At 50.4% G+C, this 19,601-nt stretch carries 19 protein-coding genes and 1 tRNA gene; 16 read left to right on the plus strand and 4 right to left on the minus strand.

Annotated features, from left to right (window positions below):
* Positions 1-10 precede the first annotated feature (10 nt).
* The 8 genes from K0T92_RS23475 (at position 11) to K0T92_RS23510 (ending at position 8,051) form a co-directional block, all read left to right on the plus strand.
* The gene (locus tag K0T92_RS23475) at positions 11-1,756 is read left to right on the plus strand and encodes a tetratricopeptide repeat protein (protein WP_219875063.1); all 1,746 of its coding nucleotides are present in this window, start codon (positions 11-13) and stop codon (positions 1,754-1,756) included.
* Positions 1,757-1,788: 32 nt separating this feature from the next.
* Positions 1,789-2,736 (plus strand): thioredoxin-disulfide reductase, encoded by a 948-nt coding sequence (trxB, locus tag K0T92_RS23480; RefSeq protein WP_219875064.1) that lies wholly within the window; start codon positions 1,789-1,791, stop codon positions 2,734-2,736.
* A gap of 203 nt (positions 2,737-2,939) precedes the next feature.
* On the plus strand, positions 2,940-3,890 hold the full coding sequence (locus K0T92_RS23485) for an ROK family glucokinase (protein ID WP_219875065.1): 951 nt from the start codon (positions 2,940-2,942) through the stop codon (positions 3,888-3,890).
* Between the two features lie 31 nt (positions 3,891-3,921).
* Positions 3,922-4,809 (plus strand): RNase adapter RapZ, encoded by an 888-nt coding sequence (gene rapZ / locus K0T92_RS23490; protein WP_219875066.1) that lies wholly within the window; start codon positions 3,922-3,924, stop codon positions 4,807-4,809.
* A 7-nt stretch (positions 4,810-4,816) separates the two neighbouring features.
* Positions 4,817-5,806 (plus strand): gluconeogenesis factor YvcK family protein, encoded by a 990-nt coding sequence (locus tag K0T92_RS23495; RefSeq protein ID WP_219875067.1) that lies wholly within the window; start codon positions 4,817-4,819, stop codon positions 5,804-5,806.
* Between the two features lies 1 nt (position 5,807).
* Complete coding sequence (gene whiA, locus K0T92_RS23500; protein ID WP_219875068.1) at positions 5,808-6,737, plus strand: DNA-binding protein WhiA; 930 nt, start codon at positions 5,808-5,810, stop codon at positions 6,735-6,737.
* Between the two features lie 102 nt (positions 6,738-6,839).
* Positions 6,840-7,109 (plus strand): HPr family phosphocarrier protein, encoded by a 270-nt coding sequence (locus K0T92_RS23505; protein ID WP_090583454.1) that lies wholly within the window; start codon positions 6,840-6,842, stop codon positions 7,107-7,109.
* A gap of 117 nt (positions 7,110-7,226) precedes the next feature.
* Positions 7,227-8,051: an SIMPL domain-containing protein gene (locus K0T92_RS23510; RefSeq protein ID WP_219875069.1), complete on the plus strand. Its 825-nt coding sequence runs from the start codon at positions 7,227-7,229 to the stop codon at positions 8,049-8,051.
* A 55-nt stretch (positions 8,052-8,106) separates the two neighbouring features.
* Here the strand turns inward: K0T92_RS23510 and sda are convergent, their stop codons facing one another.
* From sda to K0T92_RS23525, 3 genes are all read right to left on the minus strand, one after another.
* Positions 8,107-8,433, minus strand: a complete 327-nt coding sequence (gene sda, locus K0T92_RS25175; RefSeq protein ID WP_246628386.1) for a sporulation histidine kinase inhibitor Sda — start codon at positions 8,431-8,433, stop codon at positions 8,107-8,109.
* A 554-nt stretch (positions 8,434-8,987) separates the two neighbouring features.
* Entirely contained in the window at positions 8,988-9,569 is a 582-nt protein-coding gene (gene clpP, locus K0T92_RS23520) for an ATP-dependent Clp endopeptidase proteolytic subunit ClpP (RefSeq protein ID WP_219875086.1), read from the minus strand.
* 192 nt (positions 9,570-9,761) lie between these two features.
* Positions 9,762-9,836, minus strand: a tRNA-Arg gene (locus tag K0T92_RS23525).
* Positions 9,837-10,065: 229 nt separating this feature from the next.
* Between K0T92_RS23525 and K0T92_RS23530 the strand changes: the two genes are divergently transcribed.
* From K0T92_RS23530 to secG, 8 genes are all read left to right on the plus strand, one after another.
* A complete protein-coding gene (locus K0T92_RS23530; RefSeq protein ID WP_219875070.1) occupies positions 10,066-11,097 on the plus strand; it encodes a sugar-binding transcriptional regulator in 1,032 nt (343 codons plus the stop codon).
* A 105-nt stretch (positions 11,098-11,202) separates the two neighbouring features.
* Positions 11,203-12,207, plus strand: a complete 1,005-nt coding sequence (gene gap, locus K0T92_RS23535; protein WP_219875071.1) for a type I glyceraldehyde-3-phosphate dehydrogenase — start codon at positions 11,203-11,205, stop codon at positions 12,205-12,207.
* Positions 12,208-12,696: 489 nt separating this feature from the next.
* Entirely contained in the window at positions 12,697-13,878 is a 1,182-nt protein-coding gene (locus tag K0T92_RS23540) for a phosphoglycerate kinase (RefSeq protein ID WP_219875072.1), read from the plus strand.
* A 44-nt stretch (positions 13,879-13,922) separates the two neighbouring features.
* A complete protein-coding gene (gene tpiA / locus K0T92_RS23545; protein ID WP_219875073.1) occupies positions 13,923-14,675 on the plus strand; it encodes a triose-phosphate isomerase in 753 nt (250 codons plus the stop codon).
* A 1-nt stretch (position 14,676) separates the two neighbouring features.
* Positions 14,677-16,218 carry a 2,3-bisphosphoglycerate-independent phosphoglycerate mutase gene (gpmI, locus tag K0T92_RS23550; RefSeq protein WP_219875074.1) on the plus strand — a complete coding sequence of 514 codons (1,542 nt, stop codon included), beginning with the start codon at positions 14,677-14,679 and terminating at the stop codon, positions 16,216-16,218.
* Between the two features lie 117 nt (positions 16,219-16,335).
* Positions 16,336-17,628, plus strand: coding sequence for a phosphopyruvate hydratase (eno, locus tag K0T92_RS23555; protein ID WP_219875075.1), 1,293 nt, complete (start codon positions 16,336-16,338; stop codon positions 17,626-17,628).
* 210 nt (positions 17,629-17,838) lie between these two features.
* Positions 17,839-18,660 (plus strand): sugar phosphate isomerase/epimerase family protein, encoded by an 822-nt coding sequence (locus K0T92_RS23560; RefSeq protein WP_246628387.1) that lies wholly within the window; start codon positions 17,839-17,841, stop codon positions 18,658-18,660.
* 125 nt (positions 18,661-18,785) lie between these two features.
* The gene (gene secG, locus K0T92_RS23565; protein WP_219875076.1) at positions 18,786-19,025 is read left to right on the plus strand and encodes a preprotein translocase subunit SecG; all 240 of its coding nucleotides are present in this window, start codon (positions 18,786-18,788) and stop codon (positions 19,023-19,025) included.
* Positions 19,026-19,076: 51 nt separating this feature from the next.
* Here secG and K0T92_RS23570 read toward each other — a convergent pair whose 3' ends face one another.
* The gene (locus K0T92_RS23570) at positions 19,077-19,541 is read right to left on the minus strand and encodes a DinB family protein (RefSeq protein ID WP_219875077.1); all 465 of its coding nucleotides are present in this window, start codon (positions 19,539-19,541) and stop codon (positions 19,077-19,079) included.
* Positions 19,542-19,601 lie beyond the last annotated feature (60 nt).

Genomic DNA, 19,601 nt, shown 5'->3' on the forward strand with positions numbered 1-19,601 from the left:
TGCCTTGCGGATGAAAGAAAAGAAACGAGCGGCTGCCAGTCATAAGACCAAAGTAATACCGATTCAATGGGACGCAACGTTCTTCTTCGAGCGGGCTGTTCGCTCGCTGGATCGATATCATTATGACAAGGCACTGAAGTATTTCCGGCGCGCCGTTGAATATGAGCCGGATAATCCGGTTAACCATTGCAATATGGCGGGCATTCTGTCGGAGATGGGCGATTATCAGGAATCGAATCTGATTCTCAGCAAAATCGTTGAAGAGCTGGAGCCGACGATGACGGAATGCCACTTTTATATGGCGAACAACTACGCCAATATGGAGAGGTATGAGGATGCGGAGGATTCACTAATCCGCTACCTGGAAGAGGATCCTGACGGGCAGTTTCTTGACGAAGCGGAAGAGATGATGGATCTGCTCCACTTCGAGTTGGAGCGGCCGACTCGGCTTGCCTTTATTAAGGCGCGTGAAGGCTACTACGAACATGACCGAGCGCGGTCGATGCTGGAGGAAGGCAAGTTCGTCGAAGCGGTCAAGCTGCTGGAAGGAATTGTCGAGAAGAATGGCGAGTTTCTTGCAGCCCGCAACAATCTGGCGCTGGCCTACTACTACATGGGCATGTTCGAGAAAGCGATGGTTACCATCCACGAGGTTCTGGCTATTGAATCCGGCAATCTGCATGCCCTCTGCAATCTGGCGATCTTCCTTCAACACTCCGGGGATACGGAACAGCTGAAGCCGCTGGTTGCGCTGCTGTGCAAGACGATTCCGTTCCACCAGGAGCATGTATTTAAGCTTGCTACGACGATGGGTATATTAGGTGAGCACCGGGAAGCGCACAGACATTTTGTGCGGCTGCTAAAGGATAGCTCTCTTCGTTCTGATGCATGCTTGTATCATTACACAGCTGTTGCCGCGTGCAATATCGGACGGCTGGAGGAAGCGGAGCGGATGTGGCAGCAAGCGAACAAGCTTGATCCTTCATCCAATGTACCGGGATATTACCTGGAGCAGCTCGGCCTCTTCCGCAGCGGCAGCCAGACGGCGCCGACCAGCTATCACTATCATCTCCCCTTCGAAGAGCAGTTCAAGCTCTGGGAGAAATCAAGCGATACCATTCCCGATCACCTGAAGCGTGACCCGCTTGTACGGTCTTCCTTCTTCTGGGCGCTGCGTCATGGTGATCGTCATACGAAGCTTCAAGTCATACAGGCGCTTGGCATGATTGCCGACAATGAAGTGAAGGATGCGCTGCGCCATTTCATAATGGAGCCGCTTGAAGATGATTATTTGAAGCGGATCGCAATCTTTGTGCTCCGTTCGATTGGTGTGCATGAATCGCTGGAGGCCATTCTGGAAGGCAAGGAAACCGTTATTGAACATAGCCGGATGCCGTCGAGGCTGCCGGTATGGGAAGACAAATGGCAAGCGGTGCTGGAAGCGGCGCTTGTACGGATGAACAAGCATTACGATCTGGTACAGCAGCATGATCTGTTGACGCTCTGGATCGAGTTTTTGTCGCGTGTCTACCCGGATGTGCCTAAGCTTGGCAAGGTTGAAGGCTGGGCGGCGGCTTTGGAGTATTTGACTGCGAAGATGCATAGACGGGCCATCTCGTACCATGAAGTATCCCAGCGATATGGGATCTCCATTGCGACTGTGAGCAAGTGCTCCAAGCGTATTGATGAAATATGTGGAATTAAGGAAAAGATGAAACTAATTTTCCCCGCTTTGGCGGATTCTAATAATGAATAATGATCTAGACGCTTTTGAAGGAGGCAAATGATATGTACAAATCCATTATTATCGGAACAGGGCCGGCTGGATTGACGGCAGCTATTTACCTGGCTCGTGCGAACATGAACCCGCTCGTTATTGAAGGGCCGGAGCCTGGCGGTCAGCTAACGACAACGACAGAGGTTGAGAACTTCCCTGGTTTTCCTGAAGGCATCATGGGGCCGGATCTGATGGCGAACATGCGCAAGCAGGCTGAACGGTTCGGCGCGGAATTCCGTACCGGTTGGGTCAATTCTGTGGACACATCCAAGCGTCCGTTCACACTTCAGGTTGAAGGACAAGGCGAACTGCAGGCAGAGACGCTTATTATTTCTACCGGAGCTTCTGCCAAGTACCTTGGAATTGCCAATGAGAAGGAAAACATCGGACGGGGTGTCAGCACCTGCGCAACCTGTGACGGCTTCTTCTTCAGAGGCAAAAAAATTATTGTAGTCGGCGGCGGCGATTCTGCGATGGAGGAAGCCAACTTCCTGACTCGCTTCGCAACTGAGGTCGTCCTGGTGCACCGTCGTGAAGAGATGCGGGCATCGAAGATTATGCAGGATCGCGCCCGCGAGAACAGCAAGATCAGCTGGGCTCTGAACAAGACGCCGGTTGAGGTGGTAGCTGGCGAGCAAGGCGTGACCGGGTTGAAGGTTCGCAACAATGAGACAGGTGCTGAGGAAATCATTGAGACCAATGGTATATTCGTAGCGATCGGCCATACGCCGAATACGAAGTTTCTTGGCGGTCAATTGGATGCGGATGAGACCGGCTATCTGCTCGTGAAGCCGGGTACGTCAGAGACGAACATCCCTGGTATATTCGCTTGCGGAGATGTGCAGGATCAAAAGTACCGCCAAGCGATTACAGCGGCAGGAAGTGGTTGCATGGCGGCGCTTGATTGCGAGAGATTCCTTGAAGAGAATGCGGTGCACGACTGGAGTCAATCGGTATAAGCACCAAGGTTACATCTGACCAGTCGGAGCTGCGGGTCGGATAGACGACGCTGCCCGAGGAGAAGGGCGGCGTCGCTTCATGTAAGAGGCTGACACGCAAACCCTTGATAATTCTAGGATTGGTTGCCCTTGACCACTAGAGGGCGTTCAATTATAGTGGAACAGAAGAATCGCATACCTATATTGTAGAGGTGGACTAGTTAATGTCTGAGAAGATTGTTGTTGGCGTTGATATCGGCGGAACCGCCATTAAAGTTGGCATTTGCAGCATGGACGGCGAACTGCTTCATACTTATGAAGGACCAACAGGAGTAGAGAAGGGCAGCGATGAGATATGTCAGAACATCGCCCAATACGCACGAAATATTGTCGAGCAATCTCCATACAGCTGGGAGCAGGTAGAGGGTGTCGGGATCGGTATTGCAGGGTTTCTTGATATTCCCGCAGGCATCGTGAAATTCTCGCCCAACTTACCTTTAAGGAACATAAACTTAAAAGCATTTCTTGAAGAAAAACTCGAGAAAAGAGTGCTTATTAATAATGATGCTAACGTTGCGGCGCTTGGTGAAGCTTGGGCTGGAGCAGGCAGAGGAATTGATCACTGCGTTTGCTATACACTCGGAACGGGTGTAGGCGGCGGTGTTATTATCGGCGGGAAAATTGTCGAGGGCTCCAATGGCATGGCAGGAGAACTGGGCCATATGTCAGTCGTTCCGGATCTGGAAGCGATTCAGTGCGGCTGCGGCAAAATGGGCTGCCTGGAAAGCGTCTCCTCTGCAACTGGCATTATCCGGATGGCCAAGGACGCTGTTGAACGCGGAGACCGCACCTCGCTGTCCTTTGTTGACGAAATTAAGGCCAAGGATGTGTTCGACGCGGCGAAGGCTGGCGACGAGGTTGCGGTGCGTATCGTAAATCGTGCAGCATTCTATCTGGGCAAATCGATGGCAATGGTAGCGGTTGTCCTTAATCCTAAGCGGTTTATCATTGGCGGCGGTGTCTCTAATGCCGGCGAGTTCCTATTTGAACAAATTCGGGAAGTATTCCAGAAGGCTGCACCTGAGATGGCGCAGGAAGGCGTTGAGATCGTACCTGCTATTCTTGGCAATAATGCGGGGGTTGTGGGAGCGGCCGGTCTGATTATTCGTTCTTAATTTCAGCGTGCGTTCGGGGGAGGAATAGACAATGGATGCGGGAACAGCGAAGGCGAAGCTGGTCATAATCACGGGCATGTCCGGTGCAGGCAAAACAATAGCGGTGCAGAGTCTGGAGGATCTGGGATTCTTCTGCGTTGATAATTTGCCGCCGGTCCTTATTCCTAAGTTTGCTGAGCTTATCGAGCAGTCGAATGGTAAAATAGGAAAGGTAGCACTTGTGATCGATCTGCGGGGACGCGAGTTTTTCACGGCGTTGTCGGAGTCTCTCAGCTATGTGAAGGAACATTTTACAATCGGGTACGAGATTCTGTTTCTGGATGCAACAGATAGCGTGCTTGTTCAGCGATACAAAGAAAGCCGCAGACGTCATCCGCTGGCTCCTGAAGGACTGCCTCTGGAGGGCATCAAGATGGAACGCCGCATGCTGGAGGACTTGAAGGGCTGGGCAACACAGGTTATCGATACGAGCAGTCTGAAGCCTGTACAGCTTAAAGAGCGTATTATTTCACGGTTTACGAATGCTGACTTGAATACGATTTCGATTAATATCACTTCATTCGGCTTTAAATATGGCATACCGATAGACGCTGATTTGATTTATGATGTCAGATTTCTGCCTAATCCGCATTATGTGGAGCATCTGCGGCCCAATACGGGACAGGATCCGGAAGTCTATGATTATGTGATGAAATGGCCGGAGACACAAGCTTTCCTGACCAAGCTGCTGGATATGCTGCAATTTCTTATTCCTCTCTATCGCAAGGAAGGCAAAAGTCAGGTCGTTATAGGCATTGGATGCACAGGCGGCAAGCACCGTTCTGTCGCCATTGCTGAATATTTGAGCCGGATGCTTGGCAGCAGCGATACAGAAGCTGTGCGCGTAAGCCATCGCGATTCTGATCGCGATCGGCACTGAGGTGGACATGACGGAACCGAATAAACGTCAGGTCCCTCGGATTGTTGTCATCGGCGGCGGTACGGGATTATCGGTTATGCTGCGGGGGCTGAAGGAGAAGCCGCTCGATATTACGGCTATCGTAACGGTAGCTGATGATGGCGGAAGCTCTGGCATTCTTCGCAATGAACTGCAAATTCCGCCCCCGGGTGATATTCGCAACGTACTTATCGCACTAGCCGATGTGGAGCCGCTTTTGTCGGATATGCTGCAGTACCGCTTTAACAGCGGCACCGGTCTGGCGGGACATAGTCTGGGCAATCTGATGCTCGCGGCAATGACGGATATCTCTGGCGACTTTGTTACTGGCGTCCGTGAGCTCAGCCGAGTGCTGGCAGTACGCGGCCGCGTGCTTCCGGCAGCAGGGCAAGCAATTGTGCTGCATGGGGAGATGATCGATGGAACAATTGTCTCCGGAGAGTCCAATATCCCTAAGGCGGGGCGCGCAATTAAGCGTGTGTTCATCGAGCCGGCGAATGTAGAGCCGCTGGAGGAAGCGGTGGAGGCAATCCGCAGCGCAGATGCGATTCTGATCGGACCGGGGAGCCTGTATACGAGTATTATTCCTAATTTGCTTGTTCCTAAGCTTGCAGAGAGCATTGTTGAATCGGAAGCGGTCAAAATGTTTGTATGCAATGTGATGACACAGCCCGGCGAGACAGATAATTATTCTGTCAGTGATCATTTGGCCGCTGTTCATGCGCATATCGGTCATCATCTATTCGATTATATTATTGTCAATGACGGAGAAATCCCGCCGCAGGTGCAGATGAAATACGCAGAGCGCGGGGCGAAGGCCGTGCATCTCGATTTGGAAGAAGTAACGCGTCGCGGGTACAAGGTAATTGCCGACAGGCTTGTTTTGTTCCGTACCTATTTGCGGCACGATGCGGCTAGACTCAGCCATCATATTTATCAATTGGTGGAAAGCTGGATGGAGAGAAAAGAGGTGAGATAAGGTGTCTTTTGCGGCACAAACGAAGAAAGAACTAACGCTTATCGAGGCTGATCCGTGCTGTGAGAGAGCGGAGCTGTCCGCACTCATTCGAATGAACGGGTCCGTGCAATTGTCCAGCCGCAAAGTCATTCTTGATATCTCTACCGAAAATGCTGCTATTGCCAGAAGGATCTACACGCTCATCAAGAAGCTGTTCGCGGTGCATACAGAGCTTCTTGTCCGTAAGAAAATGCGGCTGAAAAAAAATAATGTCTACATTGTCCGTATTCCGGTCAAGGTTCAGGAGATTCTAAGTGAGCTGGGAATTGTAGCTGAAGGCTTCATGTTCAATCAAGGCATCGACAAGGATATGATTCGCAAGCCTTGCTGCAAGCGGTCTTATCTGCGGGGGGCATTCCTTGCAAGCGGCTCGGTCAACAATCCAGAAGGCTCGTCTTACCATCTGGAGATCTCTACGATGTATGAGGAGCACTGCAAAGCGCTCGTGGAGCTGGCGAACAAGTTCGACTTGAACGCACGCTGCATTGAGCGCAAGAAGGGGTTCATCTTCTACATGAAGGAAGGCGAGAAAATTATCGAGCTCTTGAGCATTATTGGAGCCCACCAAGCCTTGTTCAAATTCGAGGATGTACGGATTATGCGGGACATGCGAAACTCTGTTAATCGTATCGTCAATTGTGAGACGGCGAACTTGAACAAGACAATCGGTGCTGCTGTAAGGCAGATCGATAACATCAAGCTGCTTCAGAAGGAAATCGGACTGCAGAGCTTGCCGGACAAACTGCGCGAGGTTGCTGAAATCCGCTTGCAGCATCCTGATTTGAACTTGAAGGAAGTCGGGGAAATGCTCAAGGGAACTGTCAGCAAATCGGGCGTCAACCACAGATTGCGCAAAATTGATGAAATGGCGGAAAAAATTAGGAACGGTTAGGCATAAGGCTAGTGAAGTTGTCACAATAGTGGTATAATGGTGTGAAAAATATGTTTGCGCTATCAATATAAGAGTTCATTCAGTATAGGGGGTAAGGTTTCCATGACAAGGCATCCGGTTGTCGTTCGCCTGAAAACAGGTCTCCATGCAAGACCGGCCGCACTTTTCGTCCAGGAGGCAAATAAATTTTCTTCTGAAGTGTTCGTCGAGAAAGACGATAAAAAAGTGAACGCAAAATCGATTATGGGGATTATGAGCCTAGCAATCAGCTCCGGCACAGAAGTTACGATAAGCGCGGAAGGTTCGGATGCCGACCAGGCTGTAACCGCTTTAGTCAATTTGGTCAGCAAGGAAGAGCTGGAAAACCAATAATACACATTCATGTGTAAGAAACTCCCCTCAGGGGAGTTTTTTTATATTAAGGGCTAGTGCAACAATGAGGGGGCTTTCAGCGTCATAGAAAGTACTAAGGATAAGGGGCTGATCAAGATGACGGACAACAAGATAACGAACTCTATTTCCACAGAAGGCAAGAACAGCAAGGGGGCACGCAAGCGCTCCATGCTGCTGATCGTGCCGGCACTCGCTGTAGCAATTGGAATTGGCGCCGTACTGGGCGCAAGCGGGGGGAAGGCTGAAGTGTATGCACTTGATGCAACTGCAAGCGTGCAGAAGGGCTTAATAACTGTCTCGGGTAACGGTGAGCTTCGGGCTGCTCCGGATGTTGCTTATGTCCAGGTGGCTGTTGAGACTCGTGCTGCTACAGCGAAGGATGCACAGTCCAAGAATGCGACTCAGTTCGCCGGATTGAAGAAGGTTCTGTTCGAGAAGTACAAGATGGCAGCTAAGGATGTGCAATCCACTGGGATCTCCGTGCAGCCAGAGCACCAATACAATAACAAGGATGGCACAAGCAAGATTGTAGGCTATATCTCTACGCATAGTATTCGAATTACGACTCGTGATCTGGAAGGAACAGGAACACTTCTGGACGATCTGTCGACAGCTGGAGCGAATCGGGTTGACGGTATTCAATTCGATACAGAAAAGCAGGATCAATATGAGCTGCAAGCGTTAGAGAAGGCAATGGCTAATGCGAAGTTGAAAGCAGAGACGCTGGCTAAAGCAGCAGGGCGTCAGCTCAAGGGAGTCGTCAATATCGCACAGAGCAATGTCAGCAATGGACCTATTCCTTACTACGGGAACTATGCAATGAAGAGTGAGGCAGCGGCAGATAGCGCAGGTTCTACATCGGTTCAAACAGGTGAGATCACACTTTCAACCGATGTGACGGTTGTTTACGAAATGGAATAGAGCATGCAACATAAAGGGCAGCAGCCTCTACAATGAGGATGCTGCCCTTTATGTATTAATTAGGTAATGAGTTACATTCGAAGTCATTGTTAGCCGATAAACCACGCTGATTAATTGCCTGTTCAATTAAAGCAATGAACTCTTCAGACAAGCGCATTGCTTTCGCCTCGTGATAAACTTCAATGAGATGAGTATCACTAAGCGGACGCAAAAGTAATGATTTGTCTTGCATGGGAAGAAACAACTGCTGTGTTTCTTCATGATCATTAGTGTGGCGTTCGAAGGGTTGTTCATATACTGGTGCATAGGGAGTGAATTTGCGTCCAGGTTCACTGGATCGGATGAAATTTCGCACGCTTGCGAATGGATTCGATAGTTTCATGCGTGTGCAACTCCGTTATTTAGATTTCGTATCACGGGCCCAAGTGACGGGGAATATGGAATCATTTAGTACATATTAACATGAAATTAAGACATCGTCGTTATGGATTCAGCCGTACGAATCTTTCTTGACAAAACCACAAAAGTGTGATTTCTAGATGCTTTTGGGAGGGTGGATATAGCTATATCAGTCAACTGCTGAGGTGAAAAGGCTTGTGGGAACGACCGCTGCAGCAAGGGTGGGCACATTGGAGAGCATAAGGAGGAAAAACCGTCTAACAGCCGCCAGTAGCAGCTCATAGATGAGCGTTAAGCGGGTGGAAACGGCTTACGGGAACGCCATCAGCAGCAAGGGTGGGCACATTGGAGAGCATAAGGAGGAAAAACCGTCTAACAGCTGCTAGTAGCAGCTCATAGATGAGCGTTAAGCGGGCGAAACCGGCTTACGAGAACAGCAACAGCGGGAAGCCTGGGGCCATCGCGAAAAGCTGCAAATTAAAAGGAGTGCCGGATCGTCTTCTGACGATAGGCACTCTCAGCAGGATAAAGCAGTATTTACAATTTCTCAATCACTTTATCGACGAGTCCGTATACCTGTGCTTCTGCTGCGGACATGAAGTAGTCACGATCTGTATCTCGTTCGATCTTCTCAAGCGGTTGACCGGTACGTTCGGACAAAATATTGTTCAATGTATCACGGGTCTTGAGGATATGCTTGGCACGAATCTCGATATCCGTTGCTTGTCCTTGTGCGCCCCCGAGCGGCTGGTGAATCATGACCTCGCTGTTAGGCAGCGCCATACGCTTGCCCTTGGCGCCTGCAGCAAGCAGGAACGCGCCCATGGAAGCCGCCATGCCTACACATATGGTGGACACATCCGGTTTGATGAACTGCATCGTATCGAAGATAGCAAGACCAGCGGAAACTGAACCGCCAGGGCTGTTGATGTAGAGTGAAATATCCTTCTCAGGGTCATCTGCTGCCAGAAACAGCAGCTGCGCGATGATGGAGTTCGCCACGATGTCATTCACGGGTGTGCCGAGAAAGACGATCCGGTCTTTAAGCAACCGGGAGTATATGTCGTAAGCTCGTTCGCCGCGATTGTTCTGCTCAATAACCATAGGTACGAAATTCATTTCCAAAGTAAGTCCCTCCTTCAATTGATTAGCGATGTATTAACATCATAACGGATTGCAAAGCGAAAGTCAAAGAAGGTCAGAAAAAGGTTCAAAGGTTGAATGGAACGGGTAATGGAATGGGGAAAAAGAATCCCTATGCGCAAAAAAGACCGCCCTCTGTCAGGGCAGTCTCAGCAGTAGCAGTTATTATGGCGCGCCCGCGAGGGATCGAACCTCGATCTCAGGCTCCGGAGGCCTACGTCATATCCATTGGACCACGGGCGCGAATTGATAGCGAGATTTATTATATGCTATAGAAAAAGAAAAAGCAAGAAGCTTTCCAAATAAAATTTTGTGCAAATCGTGACAGAAAACGGTTACATAATCAAATGCCGTCTTGCCGTATGTCAATCTTTGCAGTACAATAGCAGTGGGACTAAAAACGCGCAAGCGGGACGTATTAAGTCCAAGTAATAATTGCAGCTTATTCGGCAAATGGAGATGATGTTGAACAATGCAATCTCTCATCGATATACAGCAGCAGCTTTTGCCGGATTTGCTCATTGTAATGAAGAAACGGTACTTAATTCTCCGTCAGGTTATGCTCTCGGACATGATCGGCAGGCGAACGCTCGCTGCTTCGCTTAACCTGACAGAACGCGTGCTTCGTGCGGAGACCGACTTTCTGAAGGGACAGGGTCTTCTTCTCATTGATGCTGCTGGCATGCGCATCAGCGATGCGGGGAGACGGCTGCTGGAGGACATGGAGCCCTTCTATAAGACGATGTTCGGCTTGTCTGATCTGGAGGAGCGCATTCGCGCCCACTTCGGTCTGAAGGGAGTAACGATTGTTCCCGGCGATTCCGACACCTCTCCTTATGCGAAACGCGAGCTTGGACGTGCGGGAAGTGCGGCACTTCGCAAAGTAATGGGTAAGGATGATGTAGTGGCTGTTACAGGAGGCTCAACACTGGCTCATTTGGCTAATCAGCTTATGACTCAGACGCCGCTCAAGGGCAATTGGTTTGTCCCGGCGCGTGGCGGGCTTGGCGAAAGTCTTGACTATCAAGCGAACACGATCGCTTCGACGATGGCCAAGCGTACAGGCGCCCAGTACAGGCTGCTTCATGTTCCCGACCATCTTAGCGACGAAGCCTACATGTCACTCATGCAGGAGCCTAACATCAGAGAAATTGTTGAAGTCATCCGCAGTGCCAGGATTGTCCTGCATGGCATCGGAGATGCTATGGTAATGGCGCGCAGGCGGCGTGTAGACGAATCCGTTATTAACGCGATGGAAGCGGAGAAGGCGCTGGCAGAGGCGTTCGGTTATTATTTTGACCGCAATGGCGCTGTTGTGCATAAGATGTCCACCGCAGGCCTCAGACTTGAGGACATCATGGAGACGGAAGTTGTCATAGCGATCGCGGGCGGCCGAAGCAAGGGCGAAGCTATTGCGGCGGTTATGCGGTTCGGGCATGATGACATGCTGGTCACTGATGAAGCCGCAGCGCTGGAGATCGCGGCCATTATGGACCGTGAATAGCTGCCTGGATGTATGATGTTGTGATCTTGACGAATGCGAGTGGCTGAATTGTCGCCGCAAGATCGTCTTGAGATATATTGAAACTACGCTTAGGAGGAATTTAAAATGGTAAAAGTAGGCATTAACGGTTTTGGACGTATCGGACGTAACGTATTCCGCGCAGCTTTGAACAATCCAGATGTACAAGTGGTGGCTGTCAATGATTTGACAGATACGAACACGCTTGCTCACCTGCTCAAGTATGACACGACTCATGGTACGCTTGATGCTAAAGTTGAAGCTAAAGAAGGCGCGCTGATCGTTAACGGCCGCGAGATCAAAGTATTTGCCGAGCGCAACCCGGAAAACCTCCCTTGGGGACAAGAAGGCGTAGAAATCGTTGTTGAATCCACTGGTATCTTCACAGCTAAAGAAAAAGCTGAGCTTCACTTGAAAGGCGGCGCGAAGAAAGTTATCATCTCCGCACCTGCTACGAACGAAGACATCACGATCGTTATGGGCGTTAACGAAGACAAATACGATGCTTCCGCTCACACTGTAATCTCCAACGCTTCTTGTACGACGAACTGCCTTGCTCCTTTCGCAAAAGTTCTTAACGATAAATTCGGTATCGTCAAAGGTATGATGACGACGATTCACTCCTATACAAACGATCAATCCGTACTGGACGTTCCTCATAAAGACCTGCGTCGTGCTCGCGCGGCTGCTGAGAACATCATTCCTTCGTCCACTGGCGCAGCAAAAGCAGTTTCCCTTGTTCTGCCTGAGCTGAAAGGCAAATTGAACGGTATGGCAATGCGTGTTCCTACGCCTAACGTATCGGTTACTGACCTCGTTGCTGAGCTGAAAGTTAACGTAACGGTTGAAGAAGTAAACAACGCGCTTAAAGCAGCTTCTGAAGGCCCGCTGAAAGGCATCCTTAAATACTCCGAAGAGCCGCTTGTATCCAGCGACTACAATGGCGACCCTGCTTCTTCCGCTATCGACGCGCTGTCGACAATGGTTGTTGAAGGCAACATGGTTAAAGTTGTTTCCTGGTATGACAACGAGTGGGGCTACTCGAACCGCGTAGTTGATCTTTGTGGCTTCATCGCTTCTAAAGGACTGTAATAATAGGGAACCCTATTCATTGAAAGCCGTTTTCTTTAGGGAAAACCTTTAGGGAACCCAAGCTCAGGGCAATCCCCTGGGCACCCTATATTCGCGAAGGAGCTGCTTGTGGTAGCTCCTTCGTGGCGGTTTGCGCAGGGGTTCGCTTTAAGCCGCTTGCCGGGGAACATCCCGGACGGGACGGCTATAAGCAGTTCATGACTTGCTTAATGCCTTACTGTGAGAGAATGCCTCAGTGTCTTCAGGATTACTGGGAAAAGATATATATAGAGTGGGAATAGACATAGAAACTGCGGCGCATCGCTGAGAACGGTGCGGATAGCAGAATGGATAGGTTTGGCAGAGCTTTTGAATAGAAGAAGGGCCCTTAATGGCGATAGCCATTAGCAGGACGGCGCACAGCAGCAGGCAAGTCTGCCCAATGATGGAAGACGGCCTGGCAATAGGCTGATGCGCTCTCTTGAGGGTCAACTACCGGGAGGGTAACCGATGAATAAGAAAAGTGTGCGTGACGTTGAAGTATCAGGCAAGCGTGTATTTGTACGTGTCGATTTTAATGTGCCGCTTGAGAATGGTGCGATTACGGACGATAAGCGTATTCGCGAGACGCTGCCAACGATCAATTACTTGATCGAGAATGGTGCTAAAGTGATTCTCGCCAGCCACATGGGCCGTCCTAATGGACAAGTTGTTGAAGAGCTGCGCCTTACTCCAGCGGCTAACCGTCTGTCCGAGCTGCTGGGCAAGCCAGTTGTGAAGGCGAACGAAGTCATTGGCGAAGCTGTACAGGCACAAGTGGCTGCGCTTAATAACGGCGACGTGCTGCTGCTTGAGAACGTTCGTTTCAATGCTGGTGAGGAGAAGAACGATGCGGAATTGGCGAAAGCTTTTGCCGGCCTGGCTGATCTGTTCGTTAACGATGCATTCGGCGCTGCTCACCGTGCTCATGCTTCGACAGAAGGCATTGCTCATCACCTGCCGGCTGTATCGGGCCTGCTTATGGAGAAAGAGCTTGATGTTCTCGGCAAAGCGCTTCTGAATCCTGAGCGTCCGTTCACTGCAATCGTGGGCGGCTCCAAGGTTAAGGACAAAATCGATGTTATCAACAAAATGATCGAAATCGCTGACAACATCATCATTGGCGGCGGACTCTCCTATACGTTCTTCAAGGCGCAAGGCCACGAAATCGGCCAATCCCTTGTGGACAATGAGAAGCTTGATCTGGCTCTTGGTTTCATTGAGAAAGCGAAGCAGCTTGGCAAGAACTTCCTGATCCCGGTTGATATCGTTGTATCCGACGATTTCAGTGCAAAGGCGAACACGCAAATTGTAAACGTTGACGGCATTCCTGCTGATTGGGAAGGCATTGATATCGGACCTAAGACGCGTGAAATCTATGCGGACGTTATTAAGAACTCCAAGCTTGTTGTATGGAATGGACCGATGGGCGTATTCGAGATCGAGCCTTTCTCCCATGGTACGCAAGCTGTTGCCCGCGCATGTGCGGAAACATCCGGCTACACCGTTATCGGCGGCGGCGATTCTGCAGCAGCAGCTGAGAAATTCGGCCTGGCTGACAAAATGGACCACATCTCCACTGGCGGCGGCGCTTCTCTGGAGTTCATGGAAGGCAAAGCGCTCCCGGGCGTTGTTGCATTAAACGATAAATAAGCAAACACCACGCTATTAAAGCTGTATAGAAGGAGCTGAAAAACATGCGTAAACCCATTATTGCGGGTAACTGGAAAATGTTCAAAACGGTTTCCGAAGCGACATCGTTCTTCGCGGATGTGAAGGGCAAAGCGGAGGTTGAGGGTGTTGAGTCCGTCATCTGCGCACCTTTCACAGCACTGCCGGCGCTTGTAGAGGCGGCTAAAGGCACGACGATTGCGATCGGAGCACAGAACGTGCACTTCGAAGACAATGGCGCATTCACTGGCGAGATCAGCGGTGTTATGCTGAAGGATCTGGGCGTGAAGTATGTAATCATCGGCCACTCCGAGCGCCGCGCTTATTTTGCAGAAAGCGACGAGATCGTGAATAAGAAAGCGCAAGCGGCTTTCAAGCACGGCCTGACGCCAATTATCTGTGTGGGCGAGAAGCTGGAAGAGCGTGAAGCCGGCCAAACGAAGGAAGTCTGCAAGGTGCAAACTGAAGCAGCTTTCCAAGGTCTGTCCGCAGCTCAAGCAGCCGAGGTTGTCATTGCTTATGAGCCAATCTGGGCGATTGGAACGGGCAAATCCTCTACTTCCGAGGATGCAGAGGATGTTATTGCTTACATTCGCGGCATTGTTGAAGGTCTCTATGGCGCTGAAACTGCGAATGCTGTCCGTATTCAATACGGCGGCAGTGTTAAACCGAACAACGTGAGCGAATACATGGGGCAACCCAATATCGACGGTGCTCTGGTAGGCGGCGCTAGCCTTGAGGCAGCTTCCTACATCCAGCTTGTCGAGGGGGCGAAGTAAGATGTCGGTACCAAAACCGGTAGCGCTTATTATTCTGGATGGCTTCGGTCTTCGCAACGATGTAACAGGCAATGCGGTCGCGCAGGCGAACAAGCCGAATTATGACCGTTACCTGGCGCAATATCCGAATACGACATTGACGGCTTGCGGCGAAGCCGTAGGCTTGCCGGAAGGCCAGATGGGCAACTCCGAGGTCGGCCACCTGAACATCGGTGCTGGACGTATTGTATATCAGGATCTGACCCGGATCAGCAAATCGATCCGTGATGGCGAGTTTTTTGACAATGAGACATTGATCGGTGCAGTCCGTCATGCGAAATCGAACGGCACGAAGCTCCATCTGTATGGCCTTTTGTCTGATGGCGGCGTTCACAGTCATATCGCGCATCTGTTCGCACTGCTTGATCTGGCGAAGAAGGAAGACTTGTCCGAGGTATACATTCACGCCTTCCTGGATGGCCGGGATGTATCGCCGGATAGCGCCAAAGGCTATCTGGAGCAGCTTCAAGCGAAGATCGCAGAGGTTGGCGTAGGGCGGATCGCAACTGTGCAGGGCCGCTACTATGCGATGGACCGCGACAAGCGCTGGGAGCGTACGGAGAAGTCCTACCGCGCTATGGTATATGGCGAAGGCCCGCAGTATACGGATCCTGTTCAAGCGGTCGTTGAATCCTATGAAAAGTCCGTCTATGACGAGTTCGTTATGCCGACTGTGATCGTGGGCGAAGACGGCAAGCCGGTAGGGCTGGTTGAATCAAACGATGCTATCGTGTTCTTCAACTTCCGTCCTGACCGTGCCATTCAATTGTCGCAGGTGTTCACCAACCAGGATTTCCGCGGATTCGACCGTGGACTGAAAATTCCGATGAACCTGCACTTCGTTTGTCTGACACTGTTCAGCGAGACGGTTGGCGGCTATGTCGCATATTCTCCTAAGAACCTCGACAATACGCTTGGGGAAGTGCTCGTGCAGAACGGCAAAGCACAGCTCCGTATTGCGGAGACGGAGAAATACCCGCATGTGACGTTCTTCTTCAGCGGCGGACGTGACGTGGAGCTTCCCGGCGAGACACGTATTCTTATTAGCTCGCCCAAAGTTGCTACCTATGATCTGAAGCCTGAGATGAGCGCATATGAAGTAGCTGAAGCGGCAGTGAAGGAGATCGAGTCGGATAAGCATGATGCGATCATTCTGAACTTCGCTAACCCGGATATGGTCGGACACTCCGGTATGCTGCTGCCGACGATCAAGGCGGTAGAAGCTACGGATGAATGTCTGGGCAAAGTGGTCGATGCTGTTCTTGCAAAAGGCGGCGTGTGCCTGATTACTGCAGACCACGGCAATGCCGATATGGTTATTGACGAGCTTGGCCGTCCGTTCACGGCGCATACGACGAACCCGGTTCCGCTTATCGTCACGAAGCAAGGCGTTACGCTGCGCGAAGGCGGTATTCTGGCCGATCTGGCTCCGACGATGCTCTCGCTGCTCGAATTGGCGAAGCCGGTTGAAATGACGGGTGCAACCCTCATAAATGAGGTATAATGTATAGTTGAGACGGCAGCAGCCTGGCGGTAGAGCAATTCAGCTGTATCTGCCAGGCGGGAAGCTGCGGTTCCATATAAATGATCTATCCAACAAATTAAAGGAGTGTTCTATTCAATGTCTATCATTACTGACGTATATGCACGCGAAGTGCTTGATTCCCGTGGTAACCCGACTGTAGAAGTTGAAGTTGTTCTTGAGTCCGGCGGCAAAGGCAGCGCAATCGTACCATCCGGCGCATCCACTGGCGCATATGAGGCTGTTGAGCTTCGTGATGGCGACAAAGGCCGTTACCTCGGCAAAGGCGTTCTGAAAGCTGTTGAGAACGTGAATTCGATTATCGCTCCTGAAATTATCGGTCTGGATGCGCTTGATCAAGTATTGATCGACCGTACGATGATCGCGCTTGACGGTACGCCTAACAAAGCGAAGCTTGGCGCTAACGCGATTCTTGCAGTATCGATGGCAGTTGCACGCGCAGCGGCAGACGCTCTAGATGTGCCTTTGTATACTTATCTTGGCGGATTCAACGCTAAGACTCTTCCAGTACCTATGATGAACATCGTTAACGGCGGCGAGCATGCGGACAACAACATTGATGTTCAAGAGTTCATGGTTCTGCCTGTAGGCGCTGAGAACTTCAAAGAAGCGCTTCGCATCGGCGCAGAAATCTTCCACAACCTGAAATCAGTTCTGAAAGATAAAGGCCTGAACACTGCAGTTGGCGACGAAGGCGGCTTCGCTCCTAACCTTGGCTCCAATGAAGAAGCAATCACGACGATCCTTGCTGCTATCGAGCGCGCAGGCTACAAGCCGGGCGTAGACGTATTCCTCGGTATGGACGTTGCTTCCACTGAGTTCTTCAAAGACGGCAAATACCACCTCGAAGGCGAAGGCAAATCCTTCACGCCTGCTGAGTTCGTTGACCTGCTTGCTTCATGGGTTGATAAATATCCAATCATCACAATCGAAGACGGCTGCTCCGAAGACGATTGGGAGGGCTGGAAACTGCTCACTGATAAATTGGGCAGCAAAATCCAACTCGTTGGCGACGATCTGTTCGTAACGAACACAGAGCGTCTGTCCGATGGTATCGAGAAGGGTGTAGGCAACTCCATCCTCGTTAAAGTTAACCAAATCGGATCGCTTACTGAGACTTTCGACGCAATCGAGATGGCTAAGCGCGCAGGCTACACAGCTGTTATCTCCCACCGTTCCGGCGAGTCCGAGGACAGCACGATCGCTGATATCGCTGTAGCTACCAACGCAGGCCAAATTAAAACCGGCGCTCCGTCCCGTACGGACCGTGTTGCAAAATACAACCAATTGCTTCGCATTGAAGACCAACTGGGCTCCACGGCTCAATATGCAGGCAAAAGCGCATTCTACAACCTGAAAAGCTTCAAGTAATTCGTATGAATCCGGTAAACGCTAGCTTATGGCGGCATGACCCGGTTCAGGTTGAATAGGGCTGCCTGTTAGGGCAGGCCATATATAAGGGAGAGTATTGCTTGATTATCAGGCGATGCTCTCTCTTTTTGTCATGGGGGGATAAAACAGGCGGCTGGCGCGAACACTTAGCGTGTATGTTCTCATTTATGAGGCGTGAGGCGTTAATGAATGAAGGAGTGGATGAGAGTGGCCCCGATTATTGGATTGCAGATGTATTCGCTGCGGGATTTGGCTGAGAAGGATTTTTTGGGTACGCTTCATAAGGTGAAGGAGATGGGCTATCAAGCGGTGGAGTTCTCCGGATATTATGCAACACCTGCGAGCGAGCTGAAGTCTGTGCTGGACAATATCGGTCTGAAAGCGCCCTCTGCCCATGTCAGCCTTCATTATGACGATGACCGCAGCAAAATAAAGCATGATATCACCAAGCAAATTGAATACGCGAAGGAAATTGGGCTGGAATATTTGATCACCCCTTGGGCGCCTTTGCCGGAGAAGCCTTCAGCGGATGATGTCACCTATCTGGCCAATATTCTGGAATTTGTCGGAAAGCAGGTATATGAGGGCGGGCTCCAGTATGGCTACCACAACCACGATTTTGAATTCAAGATGGTGGATAATAATAAACGGGTTATTGATCTGCTGTTGGAACGCATTCCGGCGGACTATTTGATCGCGGAGTTCGATCTGGGGTGGATTCATATGGGCGGCCAGAAGCCGGTTGATTATTTGATGCGTTATGCTGGCAGGGTGCCGCTGGTGCATTTCAAAGACTTTGGCGCGGGGCGCCGCGATACCGAGATCGGCAAGGGCAATGTGGATCTGAAAGGTGTGCTGCAGGCGACAGAGGAGGCCGGCGTTCAATATATTTTTGTGGAGCAGGAGCAGTTCTCCTCTTCGTCAGTGGAGAGTATGAAGAAGTCACTTGAATTCTTTCAAGAGAATGGAGTCTTGCAAATAGAGCATGCGCAGAAGGGGAATGGTTGCTGAATATACTAATATTTCTTGAAATTATGTGTTAATTGTGTTACACTGATAATGCTGTTTTTAGGTCTTGTCTCCATGTGTGACGGGACAGCGGCAAATGAGATGCTCCTTATGCAGGAGGTGGAACTGTGGAAATTACATTCAGAATTTTGCTTATTGTTTTCTCGTTGGCCTTAATTACGGTCGTTCTTCTTCAAAAGGGGAAAAGTGCGGGACTGGCGGGTGCGATCTCCGGTGGTGCTGAGCATTTGTTCGGCAAACAAAAAGCGCGCGGTTTGGACTTGTTCTTGCAACGTCTGACAATTGGCGTCGCGGTTGGATTTTTCGTGACGGCACTGATTGTTGCCTACTTGGTGAAACCTGTATAGGTAACATGCGAAAAGCGGGATGAATCCCGCTTTTTTTAATTTCTTCTTAACTCAACTGGGCAATCCTCTGCCTATGACATTCGCTGATACGGGTTGCAGTCCAATCTCTCTCGCCCATACGGATAGCTGGCCCATATGATGAATTTCGTGTGCGATTAAATGGCGTAATATTTCACCTTTGATAAAATCCCCTTCAGTCCACGGAACGGTCACAGTCTCGTGTTCAAAATCATTAGACCATGTATGCAAGAACGCTTGTACTTCAGTAAGCCAACAATCGGAAAGCTCCTTTATTTGCTGAAGTGTCTCATAGTCCTCGAATTGTACGATGATTTCCTGTTTGCCTTGTATGCCGCGAATCCAACTATATTCCACGTCCAAAATATGAAAAAGGGTATAAAGAATAGAGCCTGCCCCGCCAATTCGCTTGCGCAACAATTCCTCAGTTGAGACTTGCTTGAATCGTTGGAACCATTCCTCTCTTACCATCCAGTTATACTGGAACAACTTTATCAACTTAACCGCTCCTTATCCCATATAGCTGATGATCTGTGGCTGATGCTGCGATTTTGCTTA

It is taken from the genome of Paenibacillus oenotherae (genome assembly GCF_019443105.1).
GTDB lineage: Bacteria > Bacillota > Bacilli > Paenibacillales > Paenibacillaceae > Paenibacillus_Z > Paenibacillus_Z oenotherae.